This window comes from Flavobacterium sp. 5 (assembly GCF_002813295.1).
In the GTDB taxonomy this organism is placed as follows: Bacteria; Bacteroidota; Bacteroidia; order Flavobacteriales; family Flavobacteriaceae; genus Flavobacterium.
Genome location: NZ_PHUE01000001.1, coordinates 3,155,804 through 3,170,257 on the forward strand (window position 1 = coordinate 3,155,804; position 14,454 = coordinate 3,170,257).

The 14,454-nt window shown below is 31.5% G+C and carries 11 protein-coding genes; 6 read left to right on the plus strand and 5 right to left on the minus strand.

The window, feature by feature from the left end; all coding sequences use genetic code 11:
• Positions 1-47: 47 nt before the first annotated feature.
• A complete protein-coding gene (locus CLU82_RS13120) occupies positions 48-2,399 on the minus strand; it encodes an outer membrane beta-barrel family protein (RefSeq protein ID WP_100843510.1) in 2,352 nt (783 codons plus the stop codon).
• 374 nt (positions 2,400-2,773) lie between these two features.
• On the opposite strand from CLU82_RS13120, the gene argS reads away from it, so the two are divergent.
• Positions 2,774-4,552 (plus strand): arginine--tRNA ligase, encoded by a 1,779-nt coding sequence (gene argS / locus CLU82_RS13125; protein WP_100843511.1) that lies wholly within the window; start codon positions 2,774-2,776, stop codon positions 4,550-4,552.
• A 76-nt stretch (positions 4,553-4,628) separates the two neighbouring features.
• Here the strand turns inward: argS and CLU82_RS13130 are convergent, their stop codons facing one another.
• Together CLU82_RS13130 and CLU82_RS13135 are read right to left on the minus strand one after the other, a co-directional pair.
• Positions 4,629-4,973: a DUF6686 family protein gene (locus CLU82_RS13130; RefSeq protein ID WP_157813354.1), complete on the minus strand. Its 345-nt coding sequence runs from the start codon at positions 4,971-4,973 to the stop codon at positions 4,629-4,631.
• A 15-nt stretch (positions 4,974-4,988) separates the two neighbouring features.
• Positions 4,989-5,900 (minus strand): DUF6607 family protein, encoded by a 912-nt coding sequence (locus CLU82_RS13135; protein WP_100843513.1) that lies wholly within the window; start codon positions 5,898-5,900, stop codon positions 4,989-4,991.
• 107 nt (positions 5,901-6,007) lie between these two features.
• Here CLU82_RS13135 and CLU82_RS13140 point away from each other — a divergent pair, with 107 nt between their 5' ends.
• The 5 genes from CLU82_RS13140 to CLU82_RS13160 all read left to right on the plus strand — a co-directional run bounded on the left by CLU82_RS13140 (position 6,008) and on the right by CLU82_RS13160 (position 12,517).
• Entirely contained in the window at positions 6,008-8,074 is a 2,067-nt protein-coding gene (locus tag CLU82_RS13140) for a TonB-dependent siderophore receptor (RefSeq protein ID WP_100843514.1), read from the plus strand.
• Between the two features lie 26 nt (positions 8,075-8,100).
• A complete protein-coding gene (locus tag CLU82_RS13145) occupies positions 8,101-8,733 on the plus strand; it encodes an HmuY family protein (protein WP_100843515.1) in 633 nt (210 codons plus the stop codon).
• A 325-nt stretch (positions 8,734-9,058) separates the two neighbouring features.
• Positions 9,059-10,420 (plus strand): signal recognition particle protein, encoded by a 1,362-nt coding sequence (gene ffh, locus CLU82_RS13150; protein WP_100843516.1) that lies wholly within the window; start codon positions 9,059-9,061, stop codon positions 10,418-10,420.
• Positions 10,421-10,545: 125 nt separating this feature from the next.
• Complete coding sequence (locus CLU82_RS13155; protein WP_100843517.1) at positions 10,546-11,427, plus strand: bifunctional 5,10-methylenetetrahydrofolate dehydrogenase/5,10-methenyltetrahydrofolate cyclohydrolase; 882 nt, start codon at positions 10,546-10,548, stop codon at positions 11,425-11,427.
• A 205-nt stretch (positions 11,428-11,632) separates the two neighbouring features.
• Positions 11,633-12,517 (plus strand): hypothetical protein, encoded by an 885-nt coding sequence (locus CLU82_RS13160; protein ID WP_157813355.1) that lies wholly within the window; start codon positions 11,633-11,635, stop codon positions 12,515-12,517.
• Positions 12,518-12,607: 90 nt separating this feature from the next.
• Here the strand turns inward: CLU82_RS13160 and rluF are convergent, their stop codons facing one another.
• Positions 12,608-13,420 (minus strand): 23S rRNA pseudouridine(2604) synthase RluF, encoded by an 813-nt coding sequence (gene rluF, locus CLU82_RS13165; RefSeq protein WP_100843519.1) that lies wholly within the window; start codon positions 13,418-13,420, stop codon positions 12,608-12,610.
• A 159-nt stretch (positions 13,421-13,579) separates the two neighbouring features.
• Positions 13,580-14,437, minus strand: a complete 858-nt coding sequence (locus CLU82_RS13170; protein ID WP_100843520.1) for an alpha/beta fold hydrolase — start codon at positions 14,435-14,437, stop codon at positions 13,580-13,582.
• Positions 14,438-14,454: the final 17 nt, after the last annotated feature.

Genomic DNA, 14,454 nt, shown 5'->3' on the forward strand with positions numbered 1-14,454 from the left:
TTCTCTGGGGTTTCTTGCTTTTGTAACCTGATTATTAAAACTAATTTTTAGAAACCACCACTTTTTTGGGTTTCGTTTTTATCTCTTTCTTTTCTGTTAATTGCTTTGTTTTTTCCAGTTCCAAAACGGTAATTGAATCCTACATAAGCCGTTTGACTTTCCCAATGGAATTCTCCAGTTTGGGTTTTTGGTCTTGTTGCCTCAAATCCATAATGCATAGTATTAAATACATCACTAACACGGGCAGTTACCGTAGCACTTCCTTTAAGGATGGTTAGACTTGATCCCAAATCTATTTTCCACATTGGTTTTCTTAGGAATTGTAAGTTTAAATCTTCACCACGATACATCCCTGTTAATTGAAAGCGTAAATTTTTTGATGCTTTGAATGTGTTGCTCATACGAGTGTTAAAAGTTGTAACGTTCACTTCTACATATTCTAATTCTCCAGAAGCTATTTCTACATAGCCTTTAGTTTTTTTGTTGTATAAATCAAAACTAATATTTGCAGTATACCATTTTGTAAAATCTAAATTTCCAGAAAGTTCTACTCCAAAGGCATTATTGTCACCCAAATTGGCATACGATAAAATTTGTTTTTCAGAATTTGGTTCTGACGAAAGAGTTCTCGAAATTTCGTCATTGATTTGGCGGTAAAAAACACCCGAAGTTATAGAACCTATTTTAGTTTTACGAGTGTAATTCAATTCAACTGAATTGGTAAATTGAGGTAATAATTCAGGATTTCCTTCAGAGTCGATTAGAGGAGTACTCCATTCTCGAATAGGGTTTACCTGATCGATACTTGGTCTGTCTACACGTTTTGAAACGCTAAGGTTAAAGGAATCATTATCATTTGGTGCATAATTTAAAAATCCAGATGGGTACACAGTGAATAGATCATCATTAAAAGTACCATCGGCTTCGTTTATTTTTTTAAATAACGCATCGGCTGTATATTTTTCAAAACGGGCACCAACCTGAGCATTCCATTTTTTCCATTGTTTTGAAATAGTAGTATAGGCAGAATAAATATGTCTTTCGTAATTAAAATTAGAATTATAAGCACCATCCACAAGGAAATTATTTTTAGTATTTTCGATTCGGGTTTCTAATCCTGCTTCCAGTTTGATGGTTTCTGTTAAAGGATTAGTATAATCCAAATTAAGTAATACGTTTTCACCTTTATTATTTACGTCATTGGTTTTAGGATCATTGTATATACTATTTTCAGTATTATCATTATTGCTGTAATTACCCTCGAATTCAAGCGTGTGCCCTTCTTTTTTGAATTTTTTCTTGTAATCTAAATTATAGGTTTGGGTATAATTGTCGTTCTTACTATCTATTAATTGAAATATACTAGGACTCGAATTTGTATAATCTACATTTGTCTGAGACTTTCCTTTATCATCACTAATGTTCTGTGTTGTATAAACAGAAATAGTGTTGGTATCATTCAAATAAAAGTCAAGACCAATTTTAGCTAAGTGTGCGGTATTATCATTTGTAAATTCAAAATTTTGAGTGTTCTCTAAATTAAGATTAGAATCAAGCGTTTTTACATGACCATAATTATTATGTTTCCCAGTAGTTAACCCGTAATTGCCATAGAAATTAACTTTTCCATTGCGGTAATTCATGTCAAAAGAAGAATTGGTTTTTGGAGTATCGCCAAAAGTTACACCACTATTTACACTTCCGTTAAAGCCAATTTTTGCATTTTTGTTCAATACGATATTGATAATACCACTCATTCCTTCAGGGTTATATTTGGCCGATGGATTGGTTATTAATTCAATTTGTTTAATAGAAGTAGATGGAATTTGTTGCAATAACTGAGCAGCATCTACTGTAGTTGGCTTCCCATCAACAAATACTCTAACATTAGAATTTCCTCTAAGGCTTACCGCATTAGTTTGCGGATCTACACTTACAGAGGGAATGTTATTCATAATCTCAGCAGCTGTTGCTCCAGCGCTTAGTAAATCCTTACCTACATTGATTATTTTTCTATCCGTTTTTTGTTCGATTAATGAATGTTCTTTAACAATATCTACCGATTGAAGTTCTGTTATATCTTCATCAAGAGATACTTCTATCTTGGAGTTTTTTTGAGCAGTACTTAATTCAAAAGAAGTAGTGTATTTTTTGTATCCAATAAATTCTACTTCTAAAGTGTATTTTTTTAATTCTAAATTTTTAATTAAAAATTCTCCTTTGTCATCTGCTACAATTCCGTTTATTATTTTTTCTCCATCTTTTATAACAATAGAAGCATATGGAATTGGCTGTTTTGTAGTTTTGTTTATTATTTTCCCTGAAATGATTCCAGCGTTTTCTGCTTGTGCTATTCCTATAAAACTCAATAGGAATATTACTAATAGTTTAGTCTTCATAGTTTAATTTTTGATTGATGATTTTGATTGATGATTGCTAATAAGACTATTTTATCTTCTTTTTGTAACAACATTTTAAATAAAAAATTGATGTTTTTTAAAAATGATCTTTTGAGACTTTGATTTTTAGAGCTTTGTATTTGATTATTTTTTGAGGAAAAAGAATTTTTTTCATGTGTTTTAAAAAATATTCTTACTTTTTTTGATATTGTTCTAGTTAATTATAATGTAGAATAAGATAATTTTGTTGTCGAAAAGTGACAATCCAATAAAACATTGAATTTTCTAAATAATCGATAATAGAATGTTTTTTTTCACTTTCTATATTTGGCGAATAAGCCTTATATTTGCACACTTAAAAAAAACAAGTATACATGTCATTATCCAATATTCTTACCCCATCTATAGAAAAAGCTATTCAAACTTTGTTTGATGTAACGATTGATAAAGTAGAGTTTCAAACGACCAGAAAAGAGTTTGAAGGAGATATTACGATGGTTATTTTTCCATTATTGAAATTGGTAAAAAGTAATCCAGTAGAATTAGGGAATAAAATTGGAAATTATCTGGTAGAAAATGTTTCTGAAGTAGCTCGTTTTAACGTTGTTTCAGGGTTTCTGAATATTGTAATTGCAGATAGTTATTATCTAGATTTCTTCAACGGAATCAGAGGCGGTGATAAATTTGGATTTGTAACGCCTTCGGCAAATGACAAAGCGGTAATGGTAGAATATTCTTCGCCAAATACTAATAAACCATTGCATTTAGGTCACGTTCGTAATAATCTTTTAGGATATTCGGTTGCTGAAATTATCAAAGCTTCGGGTAAAAAAGTCTATAAAACTCAAATCATCAACGATAGAGGAATTCATATTTGTAAGTCGATGTTGGCTTGGCAAAAATTTGGAAATGGAGAAACTCCAGAATCTACAGGATTGAAAGGCGATAAATTAGTAGGTAACTATTATGTTGCTTTTGATAAAGCTTATAAAGGTGAAATTACTGAGTTAATAAATGCTGGTAAAACGGAAGAAGAAGCAAAAAAACTAGCTCCGATTATTCTTGAAGCACAACAAATGCTTTTGGATTGGGAGAATGGAAAACCTGAAGTAATTGCACTTTGGAAAACCATGAACCAATGGGTTTATGATGGTTTTGCAATAAGTTATAAAAATTTAGGAGTCAACTTTGATAGTTTTTATTATGAAAGTAATACCTATTTATTAGGTAAAGATGTAGTTCAAGTTGGTTTAGAAAAAGGTGTTTTCGAAAAAGATCCAGATGGTTCTGTTTGGATTGATTTGACTGATGAAGGATTGGATAGAAAAATCGTGTTGCGTTCTGATGGAACAGCGGTATATATGACGCAAGATATTGGAACTGCTATTCAGCGTGTAAAAGATATGCCAGACGTTGGTGGAATGGTTTATACAGTGGGTAACGAGCAAGATTATCACTTCAAAGTATTATTTTTAATCTTGAAAAAATTAGGTTTTGACTGGGCTTCTAATCTGTTTCATTTGTCTTATGGAATGGTAGATTTACCTTCTGGAAAAATGAAAAGCCGTGAGGGAACTGTCGTTGATGCCGATGATTTAATGCAGGAAATGACCGATACAGCTCAAAAAATTGCTGAGGATTTAGGAAAATTAGATTCTTATTCGATAGAGGAGAAATCAAAACTATACAATACGATAGGTCTTGGAGCACTTAAATATTATATCTTAAAAGTAGATCCTAAAAAACGAATCTTGTTTAATCCAGAAGAATCTGTTGATTTTGCAGGAAACACAGGGCCGTTTATTCAATACACATACGCAAGAATTCAATCAATTATTCGCAAAGCAGATTTTGATTTTGTTTCGAATGCAGAAATAACTGAACTCCACGAAAAAGAAAAGGAATTAGTAAAACAATTGGAGTTGTTTCCAGAGGTAATTCAAAATGCTGCACATAATCATAGTCCGGCTTTAATTGCGAACTTCACTTATGAGTTAGTTCGTGAGTACAATTCTTTTTACCAAGCCGTTTCTATATTGGGAGAAACAGATTTGAATAAAAAAATATTCAGAGTACAATTATCCAAAAAAGTAGCCGATGTAATTGCTGATGCTTTTAGTTTGTTGGGAATAAATGTGCCTGAGAGAATGTAATTTTCTCTCGAATTAATTATAAAAAAAAATCCGAATCATTACGTTCGGATTTTTTTATGTGCTATTTCTAAATCAATCAATTGGAGATGATTTGGTAATTAATCTCTATGGGTTTTAGAATCTTATATTGACTAGTGCAATCTACCAAAAAACGTAATTCTTCCAGTTCCTTTCTGTTTAGCAAAATGATAAAATTAGATTGTAAAGTAGGAATTGGAATTTTCTTTTCATAAATAGAATGTTTGTATTCGGTTTCCCAGTAATCAATGTCAATTTGTTCCAAATAATTAGAAAAACTAGTCATTTCAATACTACTCAAATCAAAGGTCAGATTATTAAACAGTAATTGATACATATCCCTGTGCTGGCAATGTAATAAGATTCCATTTGATGTTCTGTTTAATACTTTTAGATTACACATAATTGTAAGTGTTTATTATTTGATTACAAAAGAATCAATGATAGCATCAACTTCTGCCTGGGTTGCCGTTGGTTTTAAATCGTATAACACTGAGAAAAGCGATTTTTTATTTACTTTATTCTGCAAGGCTAAATCTTTATTACTGCCATATACTTTCTCCCATTTACTTCTTACTTTCACCCAAAGTTCTTTGTTGTTTTTCCACCAATTTTGAGCCAATAAGCATTTGTTATTATCTACTTTGGTGTAAATATCTAATCCTTTTTCTTCGGCTAATAAAGTATCTTTTCCATCAGTATCTCTGATTATTTTTTTATTGTCTTGTTCGTGATTCCAGCCTGTTGCTGTAATTTCATGAATGTTTCTTCTGTTTAAAACGTTGTAATCATTTCTTTTAGTATGTTCTCTTCTTGGCAATGGTGCATCTGCTGTGTTCAGCCAATAATTTTTTCCGTCTAAATGAACCCAGCTTGAGGAACCTTCATATCGAGGACTATCATCTACTTGAAAAACTTTTTGTGTCCACTGTCCTTTTACATCTTTAGCTGATAAATTTTTAAATTTCCACGAGTTGTCTTTGTAAAAGGAATATAAATTGGTGTTTTCATAAAGCCAATCCTGTCTCCAGTGTTTTACAATGTCATTTTCGCCAGTTCCAACAATTAATAAATGTTGTAATACTAGTTTATTTGGTTTGTCTTCTACTAATTCTATCCATTCCAAACCCGTATCATGTTTTGTTTCTGATGGTTTGTAGTTAACTGAATCCTTAGAATATTTAAAAGTTTCAGTAAAATTGAATTTTACTTCATAACAGCCACACATAGATTTAATTGCCTTGAGGTCTTCTTTTTTTGACTCTTGACAAAAACCAATTAGGGTTGTAATAGCCATTAAGGCAGATAAATAGGTCTTTTTTGTAATCATAATTAAGTTTTTATTTAAAAAATATTTTGACAAATATATTAATTTTATTTAGAATAAATAAAAATAACTATATATTTGCAATAGATTATTAAGACTAAATAAAAATAATGAACTATAGAATTACTCTTTTTATTGCCTTCTTTTTTTGTCAAATTTCTTTTGCTCAAAAAATTGAAAAAGATAGCATCCAGCAGAATGAGTTGTTAGAAGTTATGGTTGTTACCGGGACAAGAACCGAAAGAGTACTTTCTTCATTGCCATTGCCAATGACAATTATTACCTCTGAAACAATTGCAAAAACTGGTGTTACAAGGTTAAACGAAATTTTAAACGAACAAACAGGAATTATTTTAATTCCTGATGAAAGTGGGTTTGAGGGCGTGCAAATGCAAGGCTTAGATGCAGCTTATACAATGATTTTAATTGATGGTCTTCCTCTTGTAGGTAGAAGTTCAGGAGTTTTAGATTTATCAAGAGTATCTGTTGGAAATATAGAAAGAATTGAGATTGTAAAAGGGGCTTCTTCCGCTTTATATGGTTCAGAAGCAATGGGTGGCGTGATTAATGTAATTACAAAAAAGCCTAAAAAAGATATGTTTTCAGGAAATCTTTCATATAGATATGCAACCTTTAATACTAATGACATTAACGCTAATATTCTTTGGAAAAAGAAGAAATTTTCAGCTAATTTATTTACTAATTTTTATTCCTCAGATGGCTATGATTTAGACAAAACAACAGCTCTGAAAAATGTCGAGCAATTTTATAATTACACAATTCAGCCCAAATTATATTATGATTTCTCAGAAAATCTAAAACTAATTGTAAGCAATCGTTTCTACAATCAGAAGATGGATAATGTAGCAATAATTAGTTCTGAAAATTATAATGGGAATGCAAAAGAGAACGAATGGAATTCGCAAATTAAATTGGAACATAAGTGGAATTCTAAATTATATTTTGAATATGAATTTTATGCAACCAATTATAAAAACGATTCATTTTTAAATGATGAAAATAATTTGCTTTATGATAAAACCTATTACAATCAATGGCTTTTTAGACCAGAAGTAAGAACGACTTTGTCTATAAATAATGACAAGTTAACAGCTGGAATAGGATTGAATTATGAAACCTTGGATAGAACCTATTTTGAGACTAATGTAAGTTTTAATTCTCACTATATTTTTATTCAATATGATTGTAATCCAACTGAAAAATGGAATATTCTAGCTGGATTCAGATTTGATAATCACAGTGAATACACATCGCAGTTAAGTCCAAAATTAGCAGTTAATTATAAAATAAATGGGAATTTTTCTTTAAAGGGATCAGTTGGTTATGGTTATAAGGCTCCAGATTTCCGTCAGTTGTATTTTGACTTTAGCAATCCGTCGGTTGGATATACGGTTTTAGGTTATAATGTTGCCGAAAATGGTTTAAATGCATTAGAAGCAGAAGGTCAAATTTTAAAACGAATACCAGGAATAAGTTTTGAAGATCCATTGGATGCTGAAAGTGCTGTGAATTTTAATCTTGGAACTTTTTATAAAAAAAATAAGTTCAAATTAGATATAAATACTTTTTATAATTCAATTGCTAATTTGATTGATACACGAGTAGTTGCTCAAAAAACGAATAGCCAGAATGTTTTTAGTTACTTTAATACAGGCGAAGTTTTTACTTATGGTGTTGAGTTTAATACGGTTTATAATTTTACCAAAGAATTTACGGTTTCATTAGGGTATCAATATTTAGAAGCCAAAGACAAATCGGTTGTTGACAATTTTGAGGATTATCAATACATACGAAATGCAGAACTTCAAACGATTAAAATTAATAAATCGGATTATTTCGGATTGTATAATCGCTCAAAACATACTGCCAATTTAAAATTCGCATGCACCATTCCAAAAATAAAAACGGACATTAACTTACGTGTTTTGTACCGAAGCAAGTACGGACTTTATGACACCAATGGAAATCAAATTCTAGATAAATACGACACGTTTGTAAGTGATTATTTTATTACAAATTTAGCAGCTTCAAAAGATATTACGGATAAATTAGTTTTTCAAGTTGGAGCTAATAATTTACTTGATTATACAGACCCAAGTCAAATTCCAAATCTTTCAGGAAGACAACTTTTTGCACGAATTCAATATAATTTTTAATAACCAATTATTTAAACACTTTTACAATGAAAACAAATTTTTTAAAAATCTCAATTTTAGCATTAGTTCTTTTTACAGCATCTTGTAGCAATGATGATGATAAAAATGAGGAAGTAATTCCAGCAGTTGTTACTCAAAAATTTTCTAATCTTTATGCGCCACAAACAGGTGGTGGACAATCAGGTACTCCAGTTGGTGGCGAATTTATAAAATTTAGTTTTTCAGAAAATAAAATCGTAACCAATGATAATTGGGATATTGCTTTCCGTGGAACGACAATTATTGTAAATGGAGGAGTCAAAGTCAGTGCAGACGACGCAGACGAGCCAGCAAGAACAGGAAGTGGAGCAGTAAGTGCTGTTTCTGGTGCATTTGCTAGTGTAACTACTTTTCCTTTAGCAACAACATTTACTCAAGATGCAGCTACAATCTATGCTTTTTCAGGAGATAATGTATGGTATAATTATGATGGTGTGACTCATATTATTTCGTCTAAAGCTGGAAAAATATTTGTTGTAAAAACACACGATGGTAAATATGCGAAATTCGAAATCTTAAGTTATTATAAGGATGCTCCAGCAACTCCAGAAGCGACTTCTGAATCAAGATATTTTACATTCAATTTTGCTTATCAAGCTAATAGTACAACAACGTTCTAATAAATAGAGCTTTGAATGAATTAATATAATAAGTAAGTATACAATATAGTAGTTAGTTAGGTTTTTTTTGAAGAAGGGAGGTTGTCGTAAAAGGCAACCTTTTTTCATATATAATTGCGTCAACTTGAAATTGATGATTTGGTAAAGTATTTAGTAATTTGAAAAGTCGATTTTGTTCTAAATTAAGAGGTTTTTCATTGAAATAGAGTTTTATTTAGAATTTTTACATTTTATTTTAAAAACAATTGATTTTTTATTTCTAATACTATTTAAACTTCAATATCAAATCATTAAATTTGCGCCTTAATAAAAGAGAAATACAATTATGTTCGATAATTTAAGCGATAAACTAGACAAAGCCTTTCATATATTAAAAGGACACGGAAAAATCACTGAGGTAAACGTAGCTGAAACTTTGAAAGAAGTTCGTCGTGCGTTACTAGATGCCGATGTCAATTTTAAAATTGCTAAAGATTTTACAACCAAAGTAAAAGAAAAAGCAATTGGTCAGGATGTGTTAACTACATTACAGCCAGGACAATTATTGGTAAAGTTAGTCAAAGATGAGCTTACTGAATTAATGGGCGGCGATGTTGCAGGAGTTAATCTTTCTGGAAATCCATCGATAATATTGATGTCAGGTTTACAAGGGTCAGGAAAAACAACTTTCTCTGGTAAATTGGCCAATTTTCTTCAAACAAAAAAGAATAAAAAACCCCTTTTGGTAGCTTGTGATATTTACCGTCCAGCGGCAATTCAACAATTGTATGTTGTTGGTGATTCGATAGGAGTTGAGGTTTACTCTGAGCCTGAAAATAAAAATCCAGTTGAGATTGCACAAAACGCAATCAAACACGCAAAAGCAAACGGATTCAATGTTGTAATTGTCGATACAGCAGGTCGTTTGGCTGTTGATAAAGAAATGATGGATGAAATTGCGAAAGTGCATCAAGCGATTCAACCACAAGAAACTTTATTTGTTGTAGATGCTATGACAGGTCAGGATGCTGTAAATACTGCAAAAGCATTCAACGATATTTTGAATTTTGATGGGGTTATTTTAACCAAATTAGATGGTGATACTCGTGGTGGAGCTGCAATTTCTATTAAATCTGTAGTCAACAAACCGATTAAGTTTGTTGGTACTGGTGAAAAAATGGATGCGATTGATGTTTTCTATCCAAATCGTATGGCTGAGCGTATCCTAGGTATGGGAGATGTTGTGTCTTTGGTAGAAAGAGCACAAGAGCAATATGATGAAGACGAAGCAAGAAAAATCCAAAAGAAAATTGCTAAAAATGAATTTGGTTTTGATGATTTCTTGTCACAAATTCAGCAAGTAAAGAAAATGGGTAATATGAAAGACTTGGTTGGAATGATACCAGGTGCTTCAAAAGCCATGAAAGATATTGAGATTGAAGACGATGCTTTCAAGCATATTGAAGCTATTATTCATTCAATGACTCCAATTGAAAGAAGTAAGCCTGCCATAATTGATGTAAAGAGAAAAGCAAGAATTGCTAAAGGATCTGGGACAAAAGTTGAACAAGTGAATCAATTGATGAAGCAGTTTGAGCAAATGAGCAAGATGATGAAGATGATGCAAGGTCCGGGTGGAAAAAACCTAATGAAAATGATGGGTGGTATGAAAGGCGGAATGCCTGGAGGTATGCCAGGAATGAGATAAGAATGTTTAAGGTTTAAAGTTTCAAGTAGAAATTTTAGACCTTAAATTTTTTAAATTAAGTAAAGAATAATTATATAATTTGAGTTTCACCTTTTTTAAATATGAAACTTTAAACTTTTGAAAAAATGCAAATACTAGACGGAAAAAAAACATCAGAAGATATTAAAAGCGAAATTGCTGCCGTAGTACAAAAGATGAAAGATGATGGACAGAAAGTTCCTCATTTAGCTGCAGTTATCGTTGGTAACAACGGAGCTAGTTTGACATACGTTGGAAGTAAAGTAAAATCTTGTCAGCAAATTGGTTTTGAATCCACCTTAGTAGCTTTGCCAGAAACAATTACAGAATCAGATTTATTAACAAAAATAAAGGAGTTAAACGAAGATGATAATTTAGATGGTTATATCGTTCAATTGCCTTTGCCAAAACATATTGACGAACAAAAAATATTGATGGCTATTGATCCCGATAAAGATGTAGATGGATTTCATCCTGCAAATTTTGGAAAAATGGCTTTGGATATGGAAACTTTTTTACCAGCAACTCCATTTGGAATAATGGAATTATTGGAACGCTATAAAGTAGAAACAGCAGGGAAACATACTGTAGTTATTGGACGTAGCCACATCGTGGGAAGACCAATGAGTATTTTAATGAGCCGTAAAGGGAATCCAGGGGATTCAACTGTGACCTTAACGCATAGTCGTACTAAAAACCTAGAGGAATTTACAAGAAATGCTGATATTATTATAACTGCTTTAGGTGTTCCTGAATTTTTGAAAGCCGATATGGTAAAAGATGGAGTGGTAGTAATTGATGTTGGTATTACTCGTGTTGATGATACATCTAATCCAAAAGGATACAAGATTACTGGAGATGTTGATTTTGATGGTGTAAGTAAAAAAGCATCTTTTATCACCCCGGTTCCTGGTGGAGTTGGTCCAATGACCATTGCAATGTTGTTAAAAAACACACTTTTAGCAAGAGAGATGAGAATGCAAAAATAAATTTTGTCACAATTCACAAAAAAACCTCAAACGTAAGTTTGAGGTTTTTTTTGTGAATTATTCATTGATATTTGAATATTGATTATTTTTTATAGCATTAAATCTTTGTTTCGTGACATTTTTATGTTAATTATGTTAAAAATGGTTATTTTTGTGTTGAAGAAAATAAAATTTAAATACCAAAAATCTCCTAAAAATCAGCAAATTGGAAAATCAAAAAAAATCACTGACACTAAATGTCATTATGGTTTCGTTTTGTTTTTTAGCTCTTTTATCATCTGGAATTTTGTACTATTCTAGCGGAATGAGTAATATAACAGAGTCGATTAAACCAGATGCAAAGAAAAATGAGCTCGAAAAAGAATCAATTTTGCGAGAACTCAATGACCTGAAAAATAATTATGATGATATTATTTTGGAAAATAAAACGATGTCACTTGAGTTAATTCAAGAAAGAGATAAGGTTGTTAAATTAATATCTGATTTAGTTATATTTAATGGGAATCAATACGATTTGATGAAATACAAGAAAGAAGTAAAGTCTTTGAAAGTAAAATTAAAAATTTTGACAATTGAAAATGCAGTACTTGAAAGAAAAAATGTATTGATCTCAGTACAACGTGATAGTACTAAAGTAGTTTTGCAAGACTCTGAAAAGCACAATGATGATTTAAAACGCGATTTAGAAAATACAGTCGAAAAATTTTCAAAATTAGTAGTTTCGGGTACTACGATAGTGACTTATAAGTTGCGAAATTCTGGTGAAGTTACAATAACTGATAAAGCAAGTAAAGTAGAAGGTATTAATATTAGTTTTGTAATAGATAAGAATGAAATCGCTAAACCTATTGCTAAAATTTATTATATTCAAGTGATGAATAGCGAAAACACGGTCATAGGAGATAATAATATGGAAACGCATCAATATAAATCATTACAATATAGTTTGGCTTCTAATGTGAGTTATGAAAAGAAAATGATGAGAGTTACGGAAAATTTAACAGGTAAGAATTTTGCAAAGGGTACTTATTTTGTTAATATTTTTGATGGAGAAGAGTTAGTTGATGAGTCTAGTTTTACATTGAAATAATGTAATAAAGCAATTTTTAGTAAAAAGCAATATAAAAGAATAAATACAAAAAAAGACCAAGATTATCTTGGTCTTTTTTTGTTATAAAAATTAATAATCTCCTCTTTTTTTAAAGCGGGGATCATCTCTTTTAATGAATTCAGTTTTGCGTCTGGGAACTTCTTGTTTTGGTAAACTAGCTTCTTCTGTTTTACTAGAAGGCTCTATCAATTGATTTAATTCTTTAATCTCGGCATCGGTCAAATCTCGATATCGACCTACAGGTACATCTAAAGAAATATTGATTATCCGGATGCGTTTCAAGGCAGTAACTTCGTAGCCTAAATATTCACACATTCTACGAATTTGGCGATTAAGACCTTGAGTCAAAATGATTTTGAAAATATTTTTACTGATTTGCTCTACTTTGCATTTACGAGTAACAGTATCCAAAATAGGTACTCCATTTCCCATTCGTTCTATAAAACGATCAGTAATGGGTCTATTTACGGTAACGGTATATTCTTTTTCGTGATTGTTTCGGGCGCGTAATATTTTATTTACAATATCACCGTCATTAGTCATGAAAATTAATCCCTCACTAGCTTTGTCCAAACGTCCAATTGGGAAAATACGTTTTGGATAATTGATATAATCTACAATATTATCGTGAACGTCAAGATTTGTGGTACATTCTATTCCTACTGGTTTGTAGAATGCAAGGTAAACTGGTTTTTCGTTTTTTTCTCTAATTAGTTTTCCGTCTATTCGCACTTCGTCATCTGGGGAAACTTTGGTTCCCAGCTCTGGTACAACTCCATTGATTGTTACCCGGCCTTCTTCGATAATTTTATCGGCTTCGCGACGGGAGCAATAGCCTGTTTCTCCGATGAATTTATTAAGGCGTTTTAGATTTTCTTCCATACTGCAAAAGTAATGATTTTGTTTGTTAGATTTTGGGCTTTTCTTTCCAAAAAAATGCTCTGTCTATCTCTTTAGTCCTTATCGAAATGGCATCCTTTTTTCTATTTTTTATAGAAAAAAGATATAATGGATGGCTGAAACCCATGATAACAAAGTGGCCTATTTTTTTGCTTCAAATAAAAAATGATATATTTCTTTATATAAGGTATCATCGTGCATGGAATGGCCTAAATTATTGGTGGTTATAAAATGACCTTTTTCCCAATTGTGAGCAATTTTTTTTCCTTCTTCAAATGCTACTACTGTGTCGTTGGTATCGTGAGCAATAATTCCTTCTATTTTGATTTGCTTCGCAAATATAGCAGCTGAGAAATTGTCGAGTTTAGTATTGAAATTTTTTAAATAATGTTTTTCTAAAACAGGATACATTTTACTATTTATACTCAACATTTTAATATAATTGTCTAGAAGAGTTTTTAAATCGGAAGGAGCGCCGAGAATGACCATTTTTTGAATGCTGGTTTCAGGATACAAATATTGATGGTAGAGACAAGCTGAACCTCCAATGGAGTGACCAATAATGATGTTTGGTTTAAGTTCTTTAACTGCTTTGTTGATGAAATCAGCATAGCGGGGAACGTTAAATTCTATACCGCTGGTTTGTCCGTGAGCCGGTGCATCGATTGCAATAATAGTACTTCCTGACTGTTGTAGGTATGGTAATATTTTTTCCCAGCGTGCCGAATTGCTTTCCCATCCATGAACCAAAAGGATTTTGGTATCGTTACCTTTCCAAGTGTAGGTTTGAAATTGGTGTTCGTTGTGTTGAAACGTTTCTTTGTGAGTGTCTTGTAATACAGTTGGGAGGTTGTCTTTGGAAAGTCGTCCTACTCTTGGATGACTAAAAAGAGTATAGGAGAGATGCAATGCTTTTTTAGGGTGGACAATACGTAGTATGTTGATGTATTGACCAACGGATTTGACAACTATAAAACGAATGCTTTTTTTTAGACTCAAAATAGTGTGATATAAAA

Coding starts and splice junctions, on each gene's coding strand:
- argS (WP_100843511.1), top strand. CDS start 2,774: ATGTCATTATCCAATATTCTTACCCCATCTATAGAAAAAGCTATTCAA.
- ffh (WP_100843516.1), top strand. CDS start 9,059: ATGTTCGATAATTTAAGCGATAAACTAGACAAAGCCTTTCATATATTA.
- CLU82_RS13130 (WP_157813354.1), bottom strand. CDS start 4,973: ATGTGTAATCTAAAAGTATTAAACAGAACATCAAATGGAATCTTATTA.
- CLU82_RS13140 (WP_100843514.1), top strand. CDS start 6,008: ATGAACTATAGAATTACTCTTTTTATTGCCTTCTTTTTTTGTCAAATT.
- CLU82_RS13120 (WP_100843510.1), bottom strand. CDS start 2,399: ATGAAGACTAAACTATTAGTAATATTCCTATTGAGTTTTATAGGAATA.
- CLU82_RS13145 (WP_100843515.1), top strand. CDS start 8,101: ATGAAAACAAATTTTTTAAAAATCTCAATTTTAGCATTAGTTCTTTTT.
- CLU82_RS13155 (WP_100843517.1), top strand. CDS start 10,546: ATGCAAATACTAGACGGAAAAAAAACATCAGAAGATATTAAAAGCGAA.
- rluF (WP_100843519.1), bottom strand. CDS start 13,420: ATGGAAGAAAATCTAAAACGCCTTAATAAATTCATCGGAGAAACAGGC.
- CLU82_RS13135 (WP_100843513.1), bottom strand. CDS start 5,900: ATGATTACAAAAAAGACCTATTTATCTGCCTTAATGGCTATTACAACC.